At 48.2% G+C, this 20,499-nt stretch carries 14 protein-coding genes; 5 read left to right on the forward strand and 9 right to left on the reverse strand.

Going from position 1 to position 20,499, the window contains the following annotated elements; genetic code table 11:
• The first annotated feature begins 206 nt into the window (after nucleotides 1-206).
• Nucleotides 207-1,361: an efflux RND transporter periplasmic adaptor subunit gene (locus FDW92_RS13575; protein ID WP_042313245.1), complete on the forward strand. Its 1,155-nt coding sequence runs from the start codon at nucleotides 207-209 to the stop codon at nucleotides 1,359-1,361.
• Nucleotides 1,362-1,389: 28 nt separating this feature from the next.
• Entirely contained in the window at nucleotides 1,390-4,506 is a 3,117-nt protein-coding gene (locus FDW92_RS13580) for an efflux RND transporter permease subunit (protein WP_042313243.1), read from the forward strand.
• Nucleotides 4,507-4,715: 209 nt separating this feature from the next.
• Here the strand turns inward: FDW92_RS13580 and FDW92_RS13585 are convergent, their stop codons facing one another.
• Together FDW92_RS13585 and FDW92_RS13590 are read right to left on the reverse strand one after the other, a co-directional pair.
• On the reverse strand, nucleotides 4,716-5,021 hold the full coding sequence (locus FDW92_RS13585; RefSeq protein ID WP_042313319.1) for an HdeA/HdeB family chaperone: 306 nt from the start codon (nucleotides 5,019-5,021) through the stop codon (nucleotides 4,716-4,718).
• Nucleotides 5,022-5,053: 32 nt separating this feature from the next.
• Nucleotides 5,054-5,650, reverse strand: a complete 597-nt coding sequence (locus tag FDW92_RS13590) for a DUF308 domain-containing protein (RefSeq protein WP_042313240.1) — start codon at nucleotides 5,648-5,650, stop codon at nucleotides 5,054-5,056.
• A gap of 281 nt (nucleotides 5,651-5,931) precedes the next feature.
• Between FDW92_RS13590 and FDW92_RS13595 the strand changes: the two genes are divergently transcribed.
• Nucleotides 5,932-6,561, forward strand: a complete 630-nt coding sequence (locus FDW92_RS13595; RefSeq protein WP_042313237.1) for a YfdX family protein — start codon at nucleotides 5,932-5,934, stop codon at nucleotides 6,559-6,561.
• Nucleotides 6,562-6,637: 76 nt separating this feature from the next.
• Here the strand turns inward: FDW92_RS13595 and FDW92_RS13600 are convergent, their stop codons facing one another.
• From FDW92_RS13600 to dpaL, 6 genes are all read right to left on the reverse strand, one after another.
• Complete coding sequence (locus FDW92_RS13600) at nucleotides 6,638-9,880, reverse strand: transporter substrate-binding domain-containing protein (RefSeq protein WP_042313235.1); 3,243 nt, start codon at nucleotides 9,878-9,880, stop codon at nucleotides 6,638-6,640.
• Nucleotides 9,881-9,884: 4 nt separating this feature from the next.
• Nucleotides 9,885-10,499 carry an acid-sensing system DNA-binding response regulator EvgA gene (gene evgA, locus FDW92_RS13605; protein ID WP_042313232.1) on the reverse strand — a complete coding sequence of 205 codons (615 nt, stop codon included), beginning with the start codon at nucleotides 10,497-10,499 and terminating at the stop codon, nucleotides 9,885-9,887.
• A 420-nt stretch (nucleotides 10,500-10,919) separates the two neighbouring features.
• Complete coding sequence (locus FDW92_RS13610; protein ID WP_042313230.1) at nucleotides 10,920-12,206, reverse strand: MFS transporter; 1,287 nt, start codon at nucleotides 12,204-12,206, stop codon at nucleotides 10,920-10,922.
• A gap of 78 nt (nucleotides 12,207-12,284) precedes the next feature.
• On the reverse strand, nucleotides 12,285-13,877 hold the full coding sequence (locus tag FDW92_RS13615; RefSeq protein ID WP_042313228.1) for a D-aminoacylase: 1,593 nt from the start codon (nucleotides 13,875-13,877) through the stop codon (nucleotides 12,285-12,287).
• A gap of 68 nt (nucleotides 13,878-13,945) precedes the next feature.
• Nucleotides 13,946-15,130, reverse strand: a complete 1,185-nt coding sequence (locus FDW92_RS13620) for a YgeY family selenium metabolism-linked hydrolase (RefSeq protein WP_042313225.1) — start codon at nucleotides 15,128-15,130, stop codon at nucleotides 13,946-13,948.
• Nucleotides 15,131-15,162: 32 nt separating this feature from the next.
• Nucleotides 15,163-16,377 carry a diaminopropionate ammonia-lyase gene (gene dpaL / locus FDW92_RS13625; RefSeq protein WP_042313316.1) on the reverse strand — a complete coding sequence of 405 codons (1,215 nt, stop codon included), beginning with the start codon at nucleotides 16,375-16,377 and terminating at the stop codon, nucleotides 15,163-15,165.
• Between the two features lie 380 nt (nucleotides 16,378-16,757).
• Here dpaL and FDW92_RS13630 point away from each other — a divergent pair, with 380 nt between their 5' ends.
• Nucleotides 16,758-18,506 (forward strand): sigma 54-interacting transcriptional regulator, encoded by a 1,749-nt coding sequence (locus tag FDW92_RS13630; RefSeq protein WP_137400642.1) that lies wholly within the window; start codon nucleotides 16,758-16,760, stop codon nucleotides 18,504-18,506.
• A gap of 80 nt (nucleotides 18,507-18,586) precedes the next feature.
• On the opposite strand, the gene FDW92_RS13635 is transcribed toward FDW92_RS13630, so the two are convergent.
• On the reverse strand, nucleotides 18,587-19,087 hold the full coding sequence (locus FDW92_RS13635; RefSeq protein ID WP_042313219.1) for an anti-virulence regulator CigR family protein: 501 nt from the start codon (nucleotides 19,085-19,087) through the stop codon (nucleotides 18,587-18,589).
• A 311-nt stretch (nucleotides 19,088-19,398) separates the two neighbouring features.
• Here FDW92_RS13635 and melR point away from each other — a divergent pair, with 311 nt between their 5' ends.
• Nucleotides 19,399-20,337 carry a transcriptional regulator MelR gene (gene melR / locus FDW92_RS13640; RefSeq protein ID WP_042313217.1) on the forward strand — a complete coding sequence of 313 codons (939 nt, stop codon included), beginning with the start codon at nucleotides 19,399-19,401 and terminating at the stop codon, nucleotides 20,335-20,337.
• The last annotated feature ends 162 nt before the right edge of the window (nucleotides 20,338-20,499 follow it).

Genomic DNA, 20,499 nt, shown 5'->3' on the forward strand with positions numbered 1-20,499 from the left:
CGTTTCGCTTATTGCGTCATCGTGCTCCATGTGATCCTTCGCTAAATATTCATTATTTCTGCTGCATATAATTTAACCGCTAACTTTTAGCGCAAAAATGGGCGTTACTTTTCTCATGCCTGACCATCTTCTGTTATTTACCGATAACTCCCCCACCCTGCATGCCATAAAAAACATTTGTGCTTACGAATTCTTCAGGGATTACTATGAACAGAAAATGCTTACTGTTGATACCATTATTTTTTAGCAGCGTCATTATTACCGCCTGCGATAATAAACCTGCAGTAAAAACCGCCATGGAGCCCGAGGTCGGCGTTGTTACCTTAGCGCCTTCCTCAGTGAATATTAAAAGCGAGCTTCCTGGCCGCGCGGTTTCATTTGAGATCGCCGAAATCCGCCCTCAGGTTGGGGGGATCATCATCAAACGTAATTTTATTGAAGGTGACAAAGTCAGCAAAGGAGAGTCACTGTATCAAATTGATCCCGCCCCGTTGCAGGCCAGGCTGGATGCAGCCAGAGGCGCACTGGCAAAGGCACAGGCGACGGCCAATAATGTGCGACTGACATTAAATCGGCAGTCAGCATTAATAAAGTCCAATTACGTCAGCCGCCAGGACTACGACACGACGCGCTCGCAGCTTAATGAAGCAGAAGCCAATGTCGCCGTCGCCAAAGCGGATCTTGAGCAGGCCACCATCAACCTGCGTTACGCCAATGTCACCTCGCCGATTGAGGGCATTAGCGGTAAATCCTCCGTAACCGTGGGTGCTCTGGTCACCGCGAATCAGGGAAACGCGCTGGTTACCGTGCAAAGACTGGATCCAATTTATGTTGATTTAACGCAGTCAGTACAAGACTTCTTACGCCTGAAAGAAGAAAAAGCCAGTGGGAAAATTGCCCAGCAAAAGGGCAAAATTCCGGTTGAGCTGATGCTGGAAAATGGCAAGCCCTATCGCTATACCGGCACGCTTGAGTTTTCCGATCCTGCCGTCGATGAGACTACCGGCTCCGTGACCTTGCGCGCCGTGTTCCCCAATCCTGAGGGTGAAATTTTACCCGGTATGTACGTCACAGCATTGCTGGATGAGGGCAGCCAACAGAATGTTTTAATGGTCCCACAGCAAGGGATTACGCATAACGACCAGGGAAAGGCCACTGCGTTAATCCTCGATCAAGAAAACGTGGTGCAACTACGCGAAATAAATGCGGTGAAGGCTGTAGGCAATCAATGGTTGGTGACTACGGGATTACATCCTGGCGATCGGGTCATTGTATCCGGATTACAAAGAATCCGTCCGGGAATTAAAGCCAAAATCCTCGCAGCAAAACCAAACACACCTGACACGGTAACTGAACAGTAATATTTCAGGTATTAAGGACACCTTCTTCATGGCTAACTTTTTTATTGAGCGCCCGGTTTTCGCCTGGGTGCTCGCTATTATCATGATGTTTACCGGCGGTATCGCGATAATGAACTTGCCTATCGCGCAATATCCGCAAATTGCTCCCCCCACTATTACCATCAGCGCAGCCTACCCCGGTGCAGACGCTAAGACCGTTGAAGACTCGGTGACTCAGGTGATTGAACAGAATATGAACGGGCTTGATGGCCTGATGTATATGTCATCCACCAGCGATGCGGCCGGTAATGCGTCGATTATCCTGACCTTTAAAACGGGGACTTCACCTGATATAGCGCAGGTTCAGGTACAGAATAAACTGCAGTTGGCGATGCCTTCCTTGCCACAGGAAGTCCAGCAGCAAGGGATCAGCGTTGATAAATCCAGCAGCAATATCTTAATGGTCGCCGGTTTTATCTCTGATAATAACAGTTTGAGCCAATATGATATTGCTGACTATGTGGCGTCAAATATTAAAGATCCACTAAGCCGCACCCCCGGGGTCGGGAGCGTACAGTTATTCGGTTCGCAATACGCCATGCGTATCTGGCTGGATCCGCAAAAGCTCGACAAATATAACCTTACGCCGCAGGACGTTATTACCCAACTCAAAGTACAGAATAACCAGATATCGGGCGGACAGCTGGGAGGAATGCCGCAATCAGCCGACCAGCAGTTAAATGCGTCGATCATTGTTCAGACACGCCTGCAAACTACCGATGAATTCGGCAAGATCTTTCTTAAAGTTCAGCAGGACGGCTCCCAGGTTCTGCTGCGCGATGTCGCACGCATTGAACTGGGTGCGGAAAATTATGCCACGGTGGCACGTTACAACGGAAAACCCGCCGCAGGGATTGCAATTAAACTTGCCGCTGGCGCCAATGCCCTTGAAACATCCCAGGCCGTTAAACAAGAGCTGAACAGGTTATCAGCCTGGTTTCCGGCCAGCATGAAAACCGTTTATCCCTATGACACTACCCCCTTTATCGAGATTTCAATTCAGGGTGTTTTTCATACATTGATCGAGGCAATCATCCTGGTATTCCTCGTCATGTACCTGTTTTTGCAAAGTTTCCGCGCGACGCTTATCCCCACTATCGCGGTTCCGGTTGTTATTCTCGGAACCTTTGCGATACTCGACGTCGCCGGTTTTTCGATCAATACGCTCACGATGTTTGGCATGGTGCTGGCAATAGGATTGTTAGTTGATGATGCCATCGTGGTGGTTGAGAACGTAGAACGTATTATTGCCGAAGAGCACTTGTCACCAAAAGCGGCGACGCATAAAGCGATGGGTCAGCTCCAGAGAGCACTGGTCGGTATTGCCGTCGTCTTATCCGCCGTGTTTATGCCAATGGCATTTATGAGCGGGGCAACGGGTGAGATTTTCCGTCAGTTTTCCATTACCTTAATTTCCTCCATGCTGCTGTCGGTGTTCGTGGCGATGAGCCTGACGCCCGCACTCTGCGCCATGCTGTTAAAATCCCACGAGGGAGAAAAAGAAAACACCCATTTTCTGTTTACCCGTTTCAATCACTTCATGGAGAAATGCACCCATCACTACACGGACAGCACCCGTAGGCTGTTACGTTGCACCGGCCGTTATATGGTGGTCTATTTAGTGATTGGTGCTGGCATGATGGTACTGTTTCTCCGTACTCCTACCTCCTTTTTGCCTGAAGAAGATCAGGGCGTATTCATGACCACGGCGCAATTACCTTCCGGTTCAACGATGGTAAATACCAGCAAAGTGCTTGGGGAAATAACGGATTACTATCTGACAAAAGAACAGAAAAATGTCGCGTCTGTTTTTACCGTTGGCGGATTTGGCTTCAGCGGACAGGGGCAAAATAACGGTCTGGCGTTTATCAGCCTGAAACCGTGGTCAGAACGTGTTGGCGAAGAAAACTCGGTTACTGCCATCATTCGCCGGGCAATGATGGCTTTAAGCACCATTAATAATGCCGTCGTTTATCCGTTCAATTTACCCGCAGTCGCGGAATTGGGCACCGCTTCAGGTTTTGATATGGAGTTGCTGGATAACGGCAACCTTGGGCATGAAAAAATGATGCAGGCCCGCAACCAGCTCCTGGCTTTGGCCAGCCAGTCACCCGATGAAGTTAACGGAGTGCGCCCAAATGGGCTGGAAGATACGCCGATGTTTCGTATCCACGTCAACGCGACAAAAGCAGAGGCGATGGGTGTGGCATTGTCGGATATCAATCAGACCATCTCTACGGCGTTTGGTAGCCGCTACGTCAATGATTTCCTTAACCAGGGACGCGTTAAAAAAGTGTATGTGCAGGCCGATACGCCGTTCCGTATGCTGCCGGACAATATCAATCACTGGTACGTACGTAACGCCTCCGGCGCGATGACGCCGCTTTCGGCCTGCTCATCAACCGAATGGACCTACGGCTCTCCCCGTCTTGAACGCTACAACGGACAGCCTGCAATGGAAATTCTCGGCCAACCGGTCACAGGGAAAAGCAGCGGCGATGCGATGAAATTTATGGCATCACTGATTAATAAACTGCCCGCGGGCGTCGGTTATGCCTGGACGGGGCTGTCGTATCAGGAGGCGCTGTCTACCCACCAGGCGCCAATGCTGTACGGCATTTCTCTTATCGTCGTATTTCTGGCGCTGGCAGCACTCTATGAAAGCTGGTCAATACCGTTTTCTGTGATGCTGGTTGTACCAATCGGTGTGGTCGGGGCTTTGCTGGCGACCGATCTGCGTGGCCTGAGCAATGATGTTTACTTCCAGGTTGGCCTGCTCACCACCATGGGACTCTCAGCTAAAAACGCTATTCTGATCGTCGAGTTTGCCGTCGAGATTATGCAAAAAGAAGGAAAAACGCCGCTTGAAGCTGCGGTGGAAGCTGCGCAAATGCGTTTACGTCCTATTTTGATGACGTCATTGGCCTTCATTCTGGGGGTTATCCCACTGGCAATAAGTGAAGGCGCAGGCTCTGGCGCGCAAAACGCCGTCGGTACGGGCGTTATCGGTGGGATGCTGGCCGCGACCGTGCTGGCGATCTACTTTGTTCCGGTCTTCTTTGTTCTTGTCGAAAACATGCTGGCGCGATTTAAAACCCGGCATTAATTCCCTGCCCTTGTAGATGCTTATCCCTGGGATCGGGTAATAAGATCCCAGGAATGGCGCTTCGCTTATCAGACCTACGGTTGTTAGCGGACACAGCTATCCAGCGAGTTTCCTCGTGGATAGCAGGGTGAGTTATTTTATTGTGAGGGGAAATGCGGGTGTAGGGACAGAGGTTGTCAATTCTAACTAAAGCCAGGCTATCAAAACGGTTAATCAATCGTGTGCAGATTTACGGCCAATTCGCCCAATTTCGTATTCGGGTGCTGATGACACATGTTAATCATTTTCGGAACAGCGACAGTTTCCACCTCATGCAGCGGAACATAATCATCGCCTTTAAAGTCAGAATTTTTATTAACAATCACAAAGGCAATTGCCGTCATGTATTGCCGACTCATATCAGCAAATTCTTTACAGGTCATATCTTGTGGCGCAGCTTCGGTTGCCTGAGTAGCAAACGCACAGCTCATCGGTGCCAAAACAGAGGTCATAATCACAACAGCTGAAACCATCATTTTAATATTCACGATACACTCCAGAGACAGGATTAGTTGTTATTGGCTAGTTTATCTGTTGATGCCAACTTCGTATTTCTACGCAGGCTGATAAAAGCCAAAGAACTGAAGATCATCTCGACTCCAATAAAAATCGAAGTAAACACGTAAGACTTATCGGGATCCATATTCAGCCATACGCCAGCAATAAGCAGATCTAAAATGCCGATAAAAATGTTCCAGACATAGCCCGGACTGCGGAACATTTGAACTCCGGAAGCCACACGAAAAATACCACCAAGAATAAACAAGCAGCAAAAAACCATAGCTAACGAATTCATGCCGATCACAGGGTTAACAAGGAAACAGTACCCCAGCAGTAACCATGCGATAGCAAAAAATGCATAGGTAAATTTGGCTTTCAACTGCTTCTTCCCAGCGCTAAACAGGCTATAGATAGAATAAAAACCGCATACCAGGAACATAAAACCTGTCGCATAGCTTAAATAAACGCCAGCAGCGATAGGATAGATTAAGCAGCAAATACCACATATCAACAACAGCACCGCCATAATTGTTGCGTGTCTTTTATAATGAGAAAGTGTTTTTTCATTAAACGTTCTCAGAGCTTGCTGATTAAAAATGAACATACATCCTCCGTTACATGTAAACGTAATGTAACCTACTAATAAAAGAGTTAACACTCACAAAATACATATCACTTACAATGAAATAATAAAGCTTCAGATAAGGATACGTATATAAGAATAAAGGAATGTCGCTATACGTTTAATCCTACACATGTCAGACGTCTGACACCTGTAGGATTAAACGCTCATTATTATATCCTGGCTCTGATTCCGCTCTTTAAACTTATTTAATATGATTATTGCGTTTGGTGAACAATACCAACTTTATTCAGGAGAACGTAATGAAAAAGATTATTCTTGCAGGTCTGCTTGCAACTATGATGGGTTCAGCCCCAGTAATGGCTTCTGCCACTACCACCACTGCGGCACAAACAGCCACAGCAAATGTACAAAAAGAAGCAGCCGATATTATGCAGGTCGCAGTAAAAGGCGCCAATGCGATGCGTGATATTCAACTTGCTCGCCTGGCTCTGTTTCACGGACAACCTGACAGCGCAAAAAAATTAACCAATGACGCCGCTTCCCTGCTGGCAGGCGACAGCAGCGACTGGGCAAAATTTGTCAAAGCAGCGCCTAAGGCGAAGATGATTGACGATCAGTACGTAATTATTAACGCTACAATCGCATTATCAGAAGACTATATTGCTACGCCGGAAAAAGAATCTGCTATCAAAACCGCGAACGGCAAAATGGCCAAAGGTGACTGGAAAGGTGCAGTGGATACCTTGCAACTGGCAGGGATCAGCGTGCTTCAGACCCAATACCTGATGCCTTTGAATCAGACGCGTAAAGCCGTTGCCAGCGCCCAAAAACTGCTGTCCACGGGTAAATTTTATGAGGCTAACCTTGTGTTAAAAGGTGCTGAAGAAGGCATTGTTATTGATAGCGAAATGGTGGGTGCAGGCCAGTAATACTCTGTACTAACGAGTGATGAATCAAGACATTTCTCTCCTGATCGGGCAGCTACGGCTACCCGATCAGGGGGGATTAATGGCTCATCAGACTGTCGATCTCAATTTCAATTTCCCGCATGACAGCAACAATTTTCTGTAATGCCTGTTGCCGTACAGCCAGCGGAAGATCGTCATGTCGCATAGACTCAAAAGGTTCGCACAGCGTCTGAAGCGCGGTGATACCCAGAATTTGCGCCGAACCATGCAACCGATGAAGCGCCCGTAAAAACATCTGCGGCTCATCTTGCGCAACGGCTTTCTCAGCCGCTTGTAAATCATTCAGCGTTGCCTCACGGAATGTTTCGAGTATCTCGTTCATTAATGCGCGATCGCCACCGGTATTTTCAGTCAGTACATTGAATTTTAAATGCCGGATTGCACAAGGAGACGCATAGCCCGTGTCGATTTTGCTCAATTCATGCGTCAGCGTCTGGATTGAGACCGGCTTAAACAGACACAAATTCATACCGTTTTGCAGACATCGATCGCGTGACTGCGGGAGCGCACTGGCCGTCAGCCCCCATATTTGCAAGTGAGGTTGTTGACGACGTAGCGAAGCCGCGAGATCAAACCCGTCTTTCTTCGGCATATTCACATCGGTTATCAACAGGTCGTATGATTTTTTGGCCAGTTTAGCTTCGGCTTCCTCGCCATCACAGGCCTCATCCACGCTATAGCCAATGGTATTCAACTGGCGTTTAAGCAGCAGCCGGTTAGTAGGATTATCGTCTGCAATCAGAATCGACAGACACGGTAACGGCAACACAGCGCCAGGGGTATCTCCATCCGGTACTATCGATTGTCGGGCAGTTTCAACCGGAAGCGTAATTGTGAACGTGGTTCCCTGCGACAGAATACTCCTCAGCTCCAGCGTACCGCCCATTAGCGTTACCAGTTCTTTGCAGATAAATAACCCCAGGCCTGACCCCGTTTGTTGACGCCCGCAACGCCCCTGAGCATAACGATGGAACAGTCCAGCCTGCTCTTCTTCGCTAATGCCGCAACCGGTATCACTGATGACGATTGTCAGGGTGCCGTGATTATCTGTGTCCGGAGCCAGACGGGCCGTAACATGAATACTACCTTGCACCGTAAATTTCAGCGCATTGCCCACCAGATTGGTGAGAATTTGCCGCAAAGCCTGCTGATCGACAAATACCCGCTCGTTTACTGGCAACTGGCTGACGCAGGCAAGCGATATACCTTTCTGCCTGGCCAGAGCATCGAAAGAGTGACACTGCAATTCAATAAGCTGCGAGAGATCGGTCCACTGGGGAACAACCTCATATTTTCCGGATTCAATCTTATCAACGTCCAGAATCTTACCAATCAGACCCAGCAATGATTGGGCCGTCGCCCCGGTCAAAGCAATGGCCTCTTTGCGTTGTGCCGGACTGAGCTCTGAGCTTGAGAGTAATTCCACAAAACCAACAATCGAGCTTACCGGGGTACGTAACTCATGACTCATGCTCGCAAGAAAACGGCTTTTGGCTTTTGTAGCGGCAATCGCTTTATTCTTTTCGCTCTCCAGCTCTTGAGATAAGACCTCTTTGAGATGCAACTGTTCTTCCAGTAACCGCTGCGATTGCTTTCTTTTACGGACTTCACGGGAGAGTGATATCCCCCAGATCAGACTAATAGCAATAAGTACCAGCGCAAACACCACCAGTTGATAGAACTGTTTGCTATATCGGCTCCAGATATCAACCTGGGTATTGGAAATCTTCGACCACTTCTCCGTCATCTGTAAAATTTCACGCGGAGGTATGGCTTGCAGGGCCTTATCAATGACAGACTTCAGCATGGGCTCATGAGAAGAAATAGCAAAACTCACCGATGCACCTGGCATATCAGGAAGCCGGAAGAAGTGCATATTATTCTGGTAGTAATGATCGGTAATGAACTTTGCCGACAATTCAGTCGCAATTGCCGCATCAACGTCGCCCTCCTTGACCATAGCCATGGCAGCGCTACCGGTATCCGCATTCACCCATGTCACCTGCGGATAACGTTGTTTGAGGCCACGCTCCAGAATATGTCCGGCAGGCAGAGCAACGCGTATCGGTTTTTCCAGCAGCGAGTCGGCTGTTTCCTGGCGCGATGTGATAACCACGAATGCAACATTCATCAGCGGATCGCTAAATGCCGAATCGTCCTGGTTTTGGTTAGTCGGGGCGATCGTCGGATACATATCCCACTGCCCACCACTGATGAGTTTGGTCTGTTCACTTCTGGACGTGGCTAAAACAGGTTCAAAATCAAGACCCGTTTGCAGATGAATAATATTCAGCAAATCGCCAAGAATACCGCGTAACTCGCCGCTGCTATCTACCAGCGTATAGGGCGGATAATCCGGGTTGATCAAAATGCGGATGGTATGCTTATTCTTCAGCCATTCTTTTTCCTGACGACTGAAAGGAATGGGCGCATTAAGATAAGCAAGATTACCGCGATTTAACCAGTTCTGCATCACCTGCATATGGATTTCATTACTTATTGACGTAATAAAACCATCAAGGATATTTCTTAATAGCGGTTGATTTTCATTAACCACAAAATAATTATATTGTTCTTGCTTGTCAAAATAATGCGTAATAACCAGGGATTGCGAAAAATACCGCGAAATACAATGACTGCTGGTAATATTGTTACCAATATAATATTGGTTATCATCGTTCACTACCGACGCCATTGCCTGATACTCGTCGTCATAAAATGAGACTTTAGCATCAGGAAAAGCGTCCTGGATAACGTTAAGAAAAGGGCAATCTCGCACACATGCGACGCTGACCTTATGGTTCGTCGTCAGCGGTAGCATGGTGTTTTTTAATGACGTCACAAGCGTCGGCCACGTTGTGAGTAATGCTGAAGTGCGCAGTAAATCCCCGCCGACATCCTGCCGCCGGGAAAGCTGGGTTATCAACGTATCAACATTATTACTGGCAAGTGCGGCAAGCGCCTGCTGCTCGTTATCATATTGCTTTATAACAATTTTTACTTTGAGACTTTTTTGCATTAGCGCAAGATAGTCCGCGTTAACGCCCCGATAATTTTCCCCGCTGTTTTGATAGACAATAGGGGAGACTTCCGGTAACCAGGTGCCAACCACTAATGTTTTTTTATGCGCCAGCCAGTTTGTTTCTTCCTTGTTTAAACTGATATTTTGCACCGCAGTATTATAGTTACTTTTTAGCTCAACCTGACGCGCTGAACTCACACCCGTAGACAATCCGATGGTAAATATGACCATCAAAAAAATAAATAAGCGTTCCAGCATTACTCTACCCTATTTTATTTCTTTGCGCGTAATCATAAATTTCCATTAATGAAGAACAATCTAACTTTTCCATTAAACGACTTTTATAGGTACTCACCGTTTTATTACTGATATTCATTTTACTGGCAATAGTGCTGTAATCCATGCCATTAAGGATATAACGCAACACTCTCATTTCCTGTGTCGATAATGTATCAAGTTTATCCTGCTCGCTGACCGATGAGCCAGTAAAGTGCTCAAGGGAGAAGGGGAAATAACTATAACCATTTTTGGCGGCTTCGATAGCGGCAAGAATATTATTCATGCCTTCTTTTTTACTCACAAATCCGTTGGCACCGTATTCAGCACTGCGTTTACCATAAAAATATTCATTTTTTGCTGAAATGATAATGATCACGCCAGCATAGTGCCGCTTGCGTAATTGTTCCAGCACCTCGATGCCACTGATGCCAGGAATGTCCACATCGATAATTAGCAGCTCAGGTTTGTTTTTTTCAACCACCTGCACGACTTGCTCGCCACTGTCGAGCTCAGTGGTCACAGTGATACCATTAGTATCGAGTAAGTTGCGAATGGCAATGCGGGCCAAAGGGTGATCATCAACGATTATCGCGTTCATTGCGTATAAGAATCCCGATAAATAAAGAGAGGCGATGGCTATAGTGCAGGTGAGTCTTCGATATTATTAATTTATAAGCGCCAGACCCAGGACGCAAATTCTAACATAGTCACGTGTATATTTTATGATTTTTTCATAACCAAGATGAATAAACCATAAAAATAACATTTAGATTTACAAGAATTAAACCTTGAGCCTTTCTGTAGATCAAATCATTAACACATAATAGAGAGAATATTCCTACACATGTAGGACTGGTCTTTCATTTATTATGCTTAATTCTTAATAAAAGGAGAGAAATAGAATTGCCGTGGTAACTGTACATCTGGCGGGAAATTCAGTTATTGCGAGTACTTAAACGCTAATACCCGTCAATCCCTGTGGCCCTGAAACAGCAGAGCCACAGGAGACAGACATTAATCAAGCCTGACTGGGTAATGCTCCAACCGCGCGCGAGTTTTTCACGGTCAGCGTAACGACGGCAGAACATAACAGTGCGGCAATCATAAAGATAAAGGCGCTGTTATAGCTTCCTGCGCTGCTTTGGATCAGCCAGCCGATGATAGGTGCGGAAACAACGCCCGCCATCTGACCGCCAAAGTTAACGATCCCCGACGCCCGTCCCATAATGTTGCTGGGGATGGTATCCATCAAAATTCCCCAGAACGTCGCCATAGCGAAGAACATGAACAGGGCTGAAATACACTGATAAACCACCGCCATATCTGCGCTGCTCACGCTGAAGGTCAGGTACAGGAAGCCTGCGGCAATGACAGAGGTTACGACGTACAACGTTTTACGCATCGGTTTGAATTTATCTGAACAGTATCCGCCTAACAAAGTCCCTCCTGCACCAAACAGGAACGGAATTGCCGCCATTACGCCGGTCTTGGCCAGAGAAAACTCACGTACAGTGATCAGGTAACTGGGTAACCAGGTTGAAAAACCCCAGAAGGTGATATCAAACAAAAACCAGATACTTGCCATTTGCCACAGCACCGGCATTTTGAGTACGTCTTTAAACGCGATAGCGCTGGTGTTTTGCAGACCACCCTGATCGTCAACGGCCAGTTCCGCCAGATCCTGCTGCGTAATGGCGGGGTGATCTTTCGGGTTGTCACGCGTAAATAAGTAGATCCCTGCGGCGATAAACAAGCCGGGAATACCCAGCACGATAAAAACCATATGCCAGCCAAATGCCCCGATAATGCTGGCTGCGACCACGACCGCCAGTGCCGGGCCTAAGGTATTCACCGTTGATTGAATCGCCGTCGCACGTCCGCGTTCTTTCGACGGGAAATAGGTCGAAATCATTTTCCAGGAGGCCGACGGGAAGCACCCTTCGCCGATACCAAAGAAGAAGCGTACGGCCAGCATCAGCGGTAGCGTCAGCACAGCCCCGGTTAAGCTGGTGAAAACAGACCACCAGGCAATACCAATGGCCATAATTTTGCGTGAGCCAAACTTATCCGCCAGTAAACCACCAGGAATTTGAAACGCCGCATAACCAATAAAAAAGGCGCTAATAATTAAACCTTGTTGGGTCGTATCCAGATTTAAATCTTTGCCGATATAAGGGAGCGAAACGCTCATGACCATTCTGTCGAGAAAAGAGAGGAGCCACGCCAGCCAGATCAATGTCAGGACGGTATATCTTGCTTTCCAGGTTTTCGGTTTACCTGAAGGTAAAGATGTTTGTAAGTTCATTGTGATGTCCTTAGGGTGTAGTGATCTACCGCGGCTATAAATAGTCGCGATAGATCAATGCGTGTTTAGCGTTATTTATTAATATTCTTTTCTTATAACCGTACCGCTACAGGCATAACTTTCCGTGCCATTAATTAAGGCAATGCGCCCATTAACCATGACAATTTCAATCCCTTGCGGATACTGATTAGGTTCAACAAACGTGCCCCTATCAGCGATAGTGTTCGGATCGAACATCACGATATCCGCCGCGTAACCCACCTTCAGCAGCCCACGATCCTGCAGGCCCAGCACCTCAGCAGGTTTACCCGTCATTTTGCGAATTGCCGCTTCCCAGCTCAGACATTCCTCTTCACGTACGTATTTACCGAGCACACGTGGGAATGCGCCGAACACGCGAGGGTGCGGTTTTCCGGCCCCCATTAAACCGTCGGTACAAACGTTTTGCTCAGGTCGACAGAGAAACTTAATCACATGCTCTTCAGTGCCGTAGAAGTCGACCATTCCAACGGCGTTTTCTTCTTCAAAAAGCAGGTCGAAGGTGGCGTTGTAGGGGTCTTTCCCGCGCAATTCCCCCAACTGGACGAGGTTCAGACCAACGGCATCCTGATTTTTGGCCGTTTTCACGCTGGTAACAAAAATCTGGTCCAGACCGGCAAAATCGATAAAGTTATCCCAGCCGGGAATACCCTGCTGAATATCCTCGATCATTTTGGCGCGCAGTTCAGGCGAGGCCAGGCGTTCCAGCAATTTGTCTGTTCCACCTGAGTGGACCCATGGCGGCAGGATCACCCCAAGCATCGTGCTACCCGCCACATATGGATACTGGTCGAAAGAGATACGGATCCCCTCTTCCTGCGCCTGCTCCAGCATCCCCAGCATCTGGTCGATCAGCCCCCAGTTTTTCTTTCCGCAAACCTTCATATGTGAAATATGTAGCCAGACGCCAGTGGCTTTGGCGATATCAATCAGTTCCTGCGTTGAGTTGATAATATCGTCAGCTTCACTGCGCTGATGTACCACAAAGATCCCGTTATATTTCGCCGTGACCTTGCACAGTTCAATCATTTCGGCAGTATCGCCAAAGGCGCAAGGCATATAGATAAGCCCGGTGGAAAGACCAAACGCTCCCGCTCTTAATTCCCGCTCAAGGACTTCGCACATCTTCGCCACATCTTCACGGGTGGAAGGCCGTCCATCCAGCCCCATAGCCTCCATGCGCACGTTGCCATGCGGAACTAAATAGGCAAGGTTTGTCGCCGGATGTCGTGATGCCAGCAGATTGAGATAACCGTCCGTATTCTTATATTTCCAGTCTATTTTGTCGGTATCGCCGTCAAGGCCGGCGATATTTTTACGCCACGCTGGAATATATTCTTCCGGCAACGGCGCTAACGCGACGCCATCCTGCCCCAGCAATTCAGTGGTAATTCCCTGACGAATTTTCGCCGACAGCGCGGGGTTAATAATCGCCGACAAGTCAGAGTGTGTATGGGTATCAATAAAGCCAGGACAAATAATTTTTCCCGTCGCATCAATGACCTGTTCATTGACGCCAACGTCTATTTGACCGATTGCGACAATACGTCCTTCATCAACGACCACATCGGCAATTCTGCCTTCACTGCCCGTCCCATCGATCACATTTCCGTTTTTGAAAATGGTTTTCATCGTTATTCTCCATTGCGGCGGCGCTGCGCGGCACCGCCTGTAAGGTAAGAGGATTTTTATCGTTCTTTTTATTGGCGATAGAGTGTCTGGATGATGCTGTAATAGCCGCTGGCCGAACCGGTTAACTGATCGATCTCGATATACTCATCAATAGTGTGCGCAAGATTTTCACGCGAAGGTCCGAAGCCGATAGTTTTAATTCCCGCTTCGCCCGCATAGTGGCTACCGTTGGTGCAAAATGAGTATTGCGTGATGCTCGGATTAAACCCGGCCTCACGAACGCCAGCCAGAGCGGCCTGCACGAATTCGTCCGACTCGTCATACACCCAGCCCGGGAAGAAGCGCTCTCCCTCAATAGTGGCACCTGTATAACAAGACTCCTGACCCACCGCGTAGGAGACACGGGCCTTAAATTGCGGATCCTGCGCGATGAATTCTGCAAGGGCATTTTCCAGCGGGGCAATCACGCTTTCTTTGGTTTCGCCCACCAGCAAACGGCGATCGTAGGTTGCGCGGCAGTAATCCGGCACGACCGAGGCACCCGGGTACGGCGAAGATTTAATGTCGGTCAGTTCGAGAATGCCTGGCCCGAGTACCGGGTGCGTTGGCGGGGTAATGGTGCGAATTTTGTCGATCAATTGCGCCATTTTATACACCGCGTTAATCCCTGCCTGCGGGTTGGCGGAGTGCGCAGGTTTACCAAACGTTTCAACCACAATTTCAGCACGGCCACGCTGGCCAATTTTCAGGTTTAGCTCGGAAGCTTCACCGATGATTACGTAGTCTGGCTTATAGCGCTCGCTGACCAGGCGAGCGGCAATACCTTCAAAGCACTCTTCATGCACGATGCAGGCAACGTAGATTTTCCCGGCAAAATTGCGCTGATTGTCCTGACCGAAAAAACCCACGGCGGAGATCATTGCCGCCACGGCGCCTTTCATGTCGGTCGTACCGCGACCATAAATTTTGCCATCTTCGATATCACCGCCGTACGGGTTGCGGGTCCACTTCTCTTCGTTCACCGGCACGGTGTCAATATGTCCATCAAGGACCAGCGTTTTCCCAGGCTGATTACCCACGATACCGCCAACAATGTTGCCGTACTTATCAACGTGGATGTCATCGAACTGGTAATGCTGCATCATTGTTTTTATGGCATTAACCACGTCCCCTTCCTGACCGGAATAACTTTTTTGTTGGATTAACGCCTGACAGTTTTTAATCACTTCTTCAATACGGTTTGCAGATAACATGGGTTTCTCCGTTCTTATTCTCAATCAGGAAATTATTTGTTGATGCCAGGGTACTGACCGCCCCAGACAATATCCAGATACTGTTGTGGGTCAGTGTCACCCTCAGTACTTATCAACAACACGCGGGAATGCTCATCCAGTCCCAGTTGCGCACGCGTTTGCGCCAGTTCAGGCGAGGTCATCAACAGTGACAGCAGGCCGGTCGTCACCGCCCCGGACTCACCGGAAACGATCTGCGGATCGCCTGCCAGCGGATTACCCAACATGCGCATGCCAAGCGCCGCAACCTCATCCGGGCAGGAGGCAAATGCGGTGGCATAATCACGCAACAGCTTCCAGCCGATGCTATTTGCCTCACCGCAGGCGAGACCAGCCATCACGGTTTGCAAATCTCCGCCCACCGCTATGGCATCACCCTCTTTCGAGCGGGCTGAGCGGTAGAGACAATCGGCAATTAACGCCTCGGCGACGATCACTTTCGGGCGATTTTCTCCCCATGCCGCTGTCACCATTCCCTGAACCATGCCGGCAAACGAGCCAACACCTGCCTGAACAAAAATATGCGTCGGCGCAACCTGATGCAGCTGGTCGATCGCCTCCAGCATCAGCGTGCCGTAGCCCTGCATAATCCACTGCGGGATTTTTTCATACCCTTCCCAGGCGGTATCCTGCACCACAATCCAGCCATGCTTTTCCGCCTGTTCTGCAGTCATGCGAACCGCATCGTCATAGTTCATATCGACGATTTCAGCGGTAGCGCCTTCGTTACGGATAGACGTCAGACGTTGCAGCGAAGAGCCTTTTGGCATGTAAACCACGGCATTTTGCTTCAGCTGTCGCGCCATCCAGGCAACGCCGCGACCGTGATTGCCATCGGTGGTGGTAGCAAACGTGACGGTTTGCAGATCGCGGCGCACCTCTTCGCTGGTCATTACATCAAACGGTAATTCGCTGATATCTTTACCGACTAATTCTGCGATATGGCACGCCATCGCATAGGAACCGCCCAGCGCTTTAAAGGCTTTCAGGCCAAAACGCTGCGACTCATCTTTGAGGTAGATATTTTTTACGCCCAGTTTTTGTGAAAGTGCCGGCAGCGTATACAACGGCGTTGGGGAATATCCCGGAACAGACCGATGAAAATTCAACGCTTTGACCAACTCCTGGCGGCTAAACGGAGCCAACGGCGCGTTCGGATGTTCGGTAAACGGTGTCTGGTTGATAAAAAATGATAAGTTTTCCTGCATCATAAAACCTCATTGTGCTGGTAATCCATTCCCTGCAATTGATGTCATACAGAGATATTTCCGCTATCGGTAATGCCAATAGAGCAAAATGCTTACCAGCTTTTTATTAATTGAGTAAAATCTTATAAATAATTTAATAAATGCTTAAATTTCAATTAAATAGACAGAAAACAAGATTTGCAGCCAAAAATATCATCGTGTTAGTTTATCGTTTCATTTTGATAAATTCTCACAATTGATAAATAGTGTGATCGCGGAAGATAAAATAAAAAAAACATACTAAAACAGAGAAGTAGATTGATTTTTCGCAAATCATTTTGGGATTAGTTCGCCTATTTATCACTTTTCATGATAAATGCGACACGCCCCGGAGAAGTAGCATGATTTCAGTACTCAGCAATATTCAGGATGATATATGCAATTATGCCGACGCTATTTCTGGCATCACCGGAACGGATGTTGAGATCATTGATGAATCCTTAATGCGCATCGCTGGCACCGGTAAATACCGGCATATGCTCAATGAAAACGTGGCAAAAAATGGCTACATCTACCGCCACGTTTTGCAGGTGCGGGAAACGGTACTGATCAAAAATCCTGGCGAACATCCGCTGTGTCAGTTATGTGAAAAACACCACTATTGTTCTGAAATGCTGGATTTGAACGCACCAATTTTTCTCAACAATCGCGTCATTGGGGTGATCGGGATTATTTGCTCAACCCAGGCGCAGCGAGACACCCTCCTGAGCCAGATTGAGAAATTTGTTACTTTCATTGAGCAAATAGCCGTGATGATTTCCAGTAAGGTTTTTGAATGTCTGGAACGTTTACGCGCGCAGGAAACGCTGGGCGCTTTTCGCCGTCTGATCGACGCCATGGACCGCGGCGTCGTGGCAATCGATGGTCATGGTCTTGTCTGGCATGCCAACCATTCAGCCGATCGCATTCTCAATCGCGAGGTTCAGGGATTACCGTTGACCATTGAAACAACCGGGGACAGTTTGTATGGCGATGAGGAAGCCTGGCTGACGCTCGAAGGTCAGAAATACCATGTGCTGTGCAAGCAAATTTCGCTCTCGTCTTTGGATAACGATCGCTTGACCATGATTATCTTTCGTGACGCGCACGACTACCTGAGTACCCTACTTCCATCGCCTTATGAGGCCGACACCCAGGTGCGGTTGATTGGTCACTCCCCCTTGATGGAACAGCTCAGAAGCACCATCGGTAAAATCGCCAACAGCTATGCCAGTGTGCTTATTACCGGCGAAAGTGGCTCAGGAAAAGAGGTCGTGGCATTTGCCATTCACCAGAGCAGCCCCCGTAAAGCCGCCCCCTTCGTAACAATCAACTGTGCAGCCATTCCCGAACAGTTGTTGGAAAGCGAACTGTTTGGCTATGTGCGCGGCGCATTCAGCGGGGCCGATCCCAAAGGTCGAGTGGGAAAATTTGAGCTGGCCAACGGCGGCAGTCTGTTTCTGGATGAGATCGGCGATATGCCGCTTCATCTGCAGGCTAAACTGCTCAGGGTTCTGCAGGAAAAGGCGATCACTCGCGTCGGGTCTAACAACACCATCAATATTGATGTACGAATTATTGCCGCGACCAACAAAAATATTAACGCCATGGTGGAGAATAATCAGTTTCGCGAAGATCTTTTCTATCGCCTGAACGTGGTCCCGTTGGTTCTTCCCTCTCTACGCGAACGACGAGCAGATATTGCCGTTCTCGCGCAATATTTTGCCGATGAGTTTTCGGTCAGTTATCAGCGACCGTCGCAAAAACTCCCCGATGACGTCATCAACCGCCTCTATGCCTGGCACTGGCCTGGCAACATTCGTGAATTACGTAACGTCATCGAATATATTTTCGTGATGCGCGGGGAAGCCGCTGGGATCAACGCCAGCCATCTGCCTCCTTACCTGCTCACCGCAGCTGACGGCAGAAAAACGTCGATGACAGCCCAGCCTCAGCAGCTTGCTAATAAGGGAAAGCAAGCGGAAAGGGAGACCATTGAAAATGTCATCCAGCGATTTGGCGCAAGCGTGGAGGGAAAAAAACAGGCAGCGACTGAACTGGGGATCAGCATTGCCACGCTTTATCGAAAAATAAAGCTATACGGGTTATGAACCCCATCTTACTTAACGTAAAAGCCCGCGTAACGCGGGCTTTCGGCAGGAACAACAGAGCCAATTAATTCCGTGGCGACTTAATCAAACACACCATTAATAACAGCAGTGACAATCGCCGTGCTCAGTGCAATCAACACCAAATTGTCGCCAACGACCTGCCATTCATAGCCAGGGTAATACGGCAGTTGATTCAACATAGAGGGTGGGACACTTTTTTTAGCGATCCCCGGAGGAAGCGGTTTTCCTCGCGCCAGATTTTTGGCAATGCCTGGCGGCAGTGATTTATACCCCGTCAAACCGTATCTGACAGCATACTGCCTGGCCACGTTATAGCTGATGTCACTATCCACATGATCCGGCTTGCCATAATTTTTACGCTGTTCTGTATGTGAATTATTTTTTTGGCCAGCGTTTCCTTTCTGGCTGTTACCACTATTACCCTTGTTTCCGCTATTACCATGGTTGCCACTATTACCATTGCCGTTACCGTTACCGGGGTTAGCGAATACAGGGGTGGCGCACATCGTCATCGCGGCAACGGCGACTAAAGCCGTTGCTAAAGTACGGAGTCTGGACATGATGATTCCTTGAGGTGTGGATACATATAAAAATGTAAGGTATTCCATGATGACTGGCTATCGCTATAACTCCGATTTATTGGCAAAAAAAGCGATGACATTTTGCAAAGCGAACACCTCCGAATACGTATTTTTGTGATTAAAGCTCACCACTCCCGATAACTCAGATTGGCAAGCGAGAGGCACAGGATCTGAGTTTTTGGGAATAATTTGGCGAAAATGGAGAGAAAACGGCGCTTTTTTTCGGTTAAGCTATGTTCATGCTTTGACGCTACACCATGGTCAGATTCACTATCCAGGAACCCTCCATAATGGCAAAAAGTACCCCGCAGCTGCCACTCGACCCACATATGTGCCGCAGCTATGAAAAAAAGACGAGAAGTCCGTTGGCGCTCTATTCAGAGTATCAGCGTATGGACGTCGAACTGCGGGCGCCGCTGGCCATGACCTACAGCCACTGGCATGGTCAGGTTGAGGTGAATGTACCGTTCGATGGTGATGTGGAGTACCTTTTTAACGACGAAGTGGTGAAAAGCAAACAGGGTTTTATCACCTTGTTCTGGGCCTGTACTCCCCATCAGCTCATCGATGCCGGGCATTGTAAACAAATGGCTATCTTCAATTTGCCGATGCATTTGTTTTTATCCTGGCCGCTGGACAGGGATTTGATCAACCACGTGACGCACGGGATGGTGGTTACTTCGCTTGCCTCGCAGCAACTGAGCGCTTTTGAAGTACAGCGCTGGCAAAGTGAACTTAGCAGCGACAACGAGCAGATTCGCCAGTTAGCTATCGATGAAATCGCCTTGATGCTCAAGCGTTTTAGCCTCTCAGGTTGGCGGCCAGTGCTGGGTAATAAAACACCACGGACGCAGAAAAACAGTATTTCACGGCATTCACAGTTTTACGTCAGCCAAATGTTGGAGTTTATCGCCGCTAACTGCGACAAACAGCTCACGGTCGATGCCATTGCCGAGCACGTTAAGCTCAATCCAAATTATGCGATGGGTATTTTTCACCGGGTGATGCAACTGACGATGAAACAGTACATTACGGCGATGCGTATCAACCATGTGCGAGCGTTACTCAGCGATACGGATAAAACAATTTTGGATATCGCCACGATTGCTGGTTTTCGCTCCAGTAGCCGCTTTTATAGCTCGTTCCATAAATATGTCGGCATGCCACCGCAACAGTATCGCAAACTGAGCCAACAACGACGAAATCACTCACCTTATGCCGAGGGGTAATTCATTCGCCAAATATTCTCTTATCCTACTACAAAAAAGAAATACCAGAACTGCAGGTCAAAATAGATAACCTGACACAGTTAATAAAATAGAGTTCAGCAGAGCTCTGGCAACTATGTTGCTCAATGCTGAGTAACCTGTAGCGGGTAGTTATTTGACGTG

This window comes from Citrobacter sp. wls706 (assembly GCF_005281305.1).
Taxonomy (GTDB): Bacteria; Pseudomonadota; Gammaproteobacteria; order Enterobacterales; family Enterobacteriaceae; genus Citrobacter; species Citrobacter werkmanii.

What these genes read in the sequence shown, in the direction of transcription:
- FDW92_RS13575 (WP_042313245.1), top strand. Translation starts at nt 207, where the DNA reads ATGAACAGAAAATGCTTACTGTTGATACCATTATTTTTTAGCAGCGTC.
- FDW92_RS13580 (WP_042313243.1), top strand. Translation starts at nt 1,390, where the DNA reads ATGGCTAACTTTTTTATTGAGCGCCCGGTTTTCGCCTGGGTGCTCGCT.
- FDW92_RS13585 (WP_042313319.1), bottom strand. Translation starts at nt 5,021, where the DNA reads ATGATGGTTTCAGCTGTTGTGATTATGACCTCTGTTTTGGCACCGATG.
- FDW92_RS13590 (WP_042313240.1), bottom strand. Translation starts at nt 5,650, where the DNA reads ATGTTCATTTTTAATCAGCAAGCTCTGAGAACGTTTAATGAAAAAACA.
- FDW92_RS13595 (WP_042313237.1), top strand. Translation starts at nt 5,932, where the DNA reads ATGAAAAAGATTATTCTTGCAGGTCTGCTTGCAACTATGATGGGTTCA.
- FDW92_RS13600 (WP_042313235.1), bottom strand. Translation starts at nt 9,880, where the DNA reads ATGCTGGAACGCTTATTTATTTTTTTGATGGTCATATTTACCATCGGA.
- evgA (WP_042313232.1), bottom strand. Translation starts at nt 10,499, where the DNA reads ATGAACGCGATAATCGTTGATGATCACCCTTTGGCCCGCATTGCCATT.
- FDW92_RS13610 (WP_042313230.1), bottom strand. Translation starts at nt 12,206, where the DNA reads ATGAACTTACAAACATCTTTACCTTCAGGTAAACCGAAAACCTGGAAA.
- FDW92_RS13615 (WP_042313228.1), bottom strand. Translation starts at nt 13,877, where the DNA reads ATGAAAACCATTTTCAAAAACGGAAATGTGATCGATGGGACGGGCAGT.
- FDW92_RS13620 (WP_042313225.1), bottom strand. Translation starts at nt 15,130, where the DNA reads ATGTTATCTGCAAACCGTATTGAAGAAGTGATTAAAAACTGTCAGGCG.
- dpaL (WP_042313316.1), bottom strand. Translation starts at nt 16,377, where the DNA reads ATGCAGGAAAACTTATCATTTTTTATCAACCAGACACCGTTTACCGAA.
- FDW92_RS13630 (WP_137400642.1), top strand. Translation starts at nt 16,758, where the DNA reads ATGATTTCAGTACTCAGCAATATTCAGGATGATATATGCAATTATGCC.
- FDW92_RS13635 (WP_042313219.1), bottom strand. Translation starts at nt 19,087, where the DNA reads ATGTCCAGACTCCGTACTTTAGCAACGGCTTTAGTCGCCGTTGCCGCG.
- melR (WP_042313217.1), top strand. Translation starts at nt 19,399, where the DNA reads ATGGCAAAAAGTACCCCGCAGCTGCCACTCGACCCACATATGTGCCGC.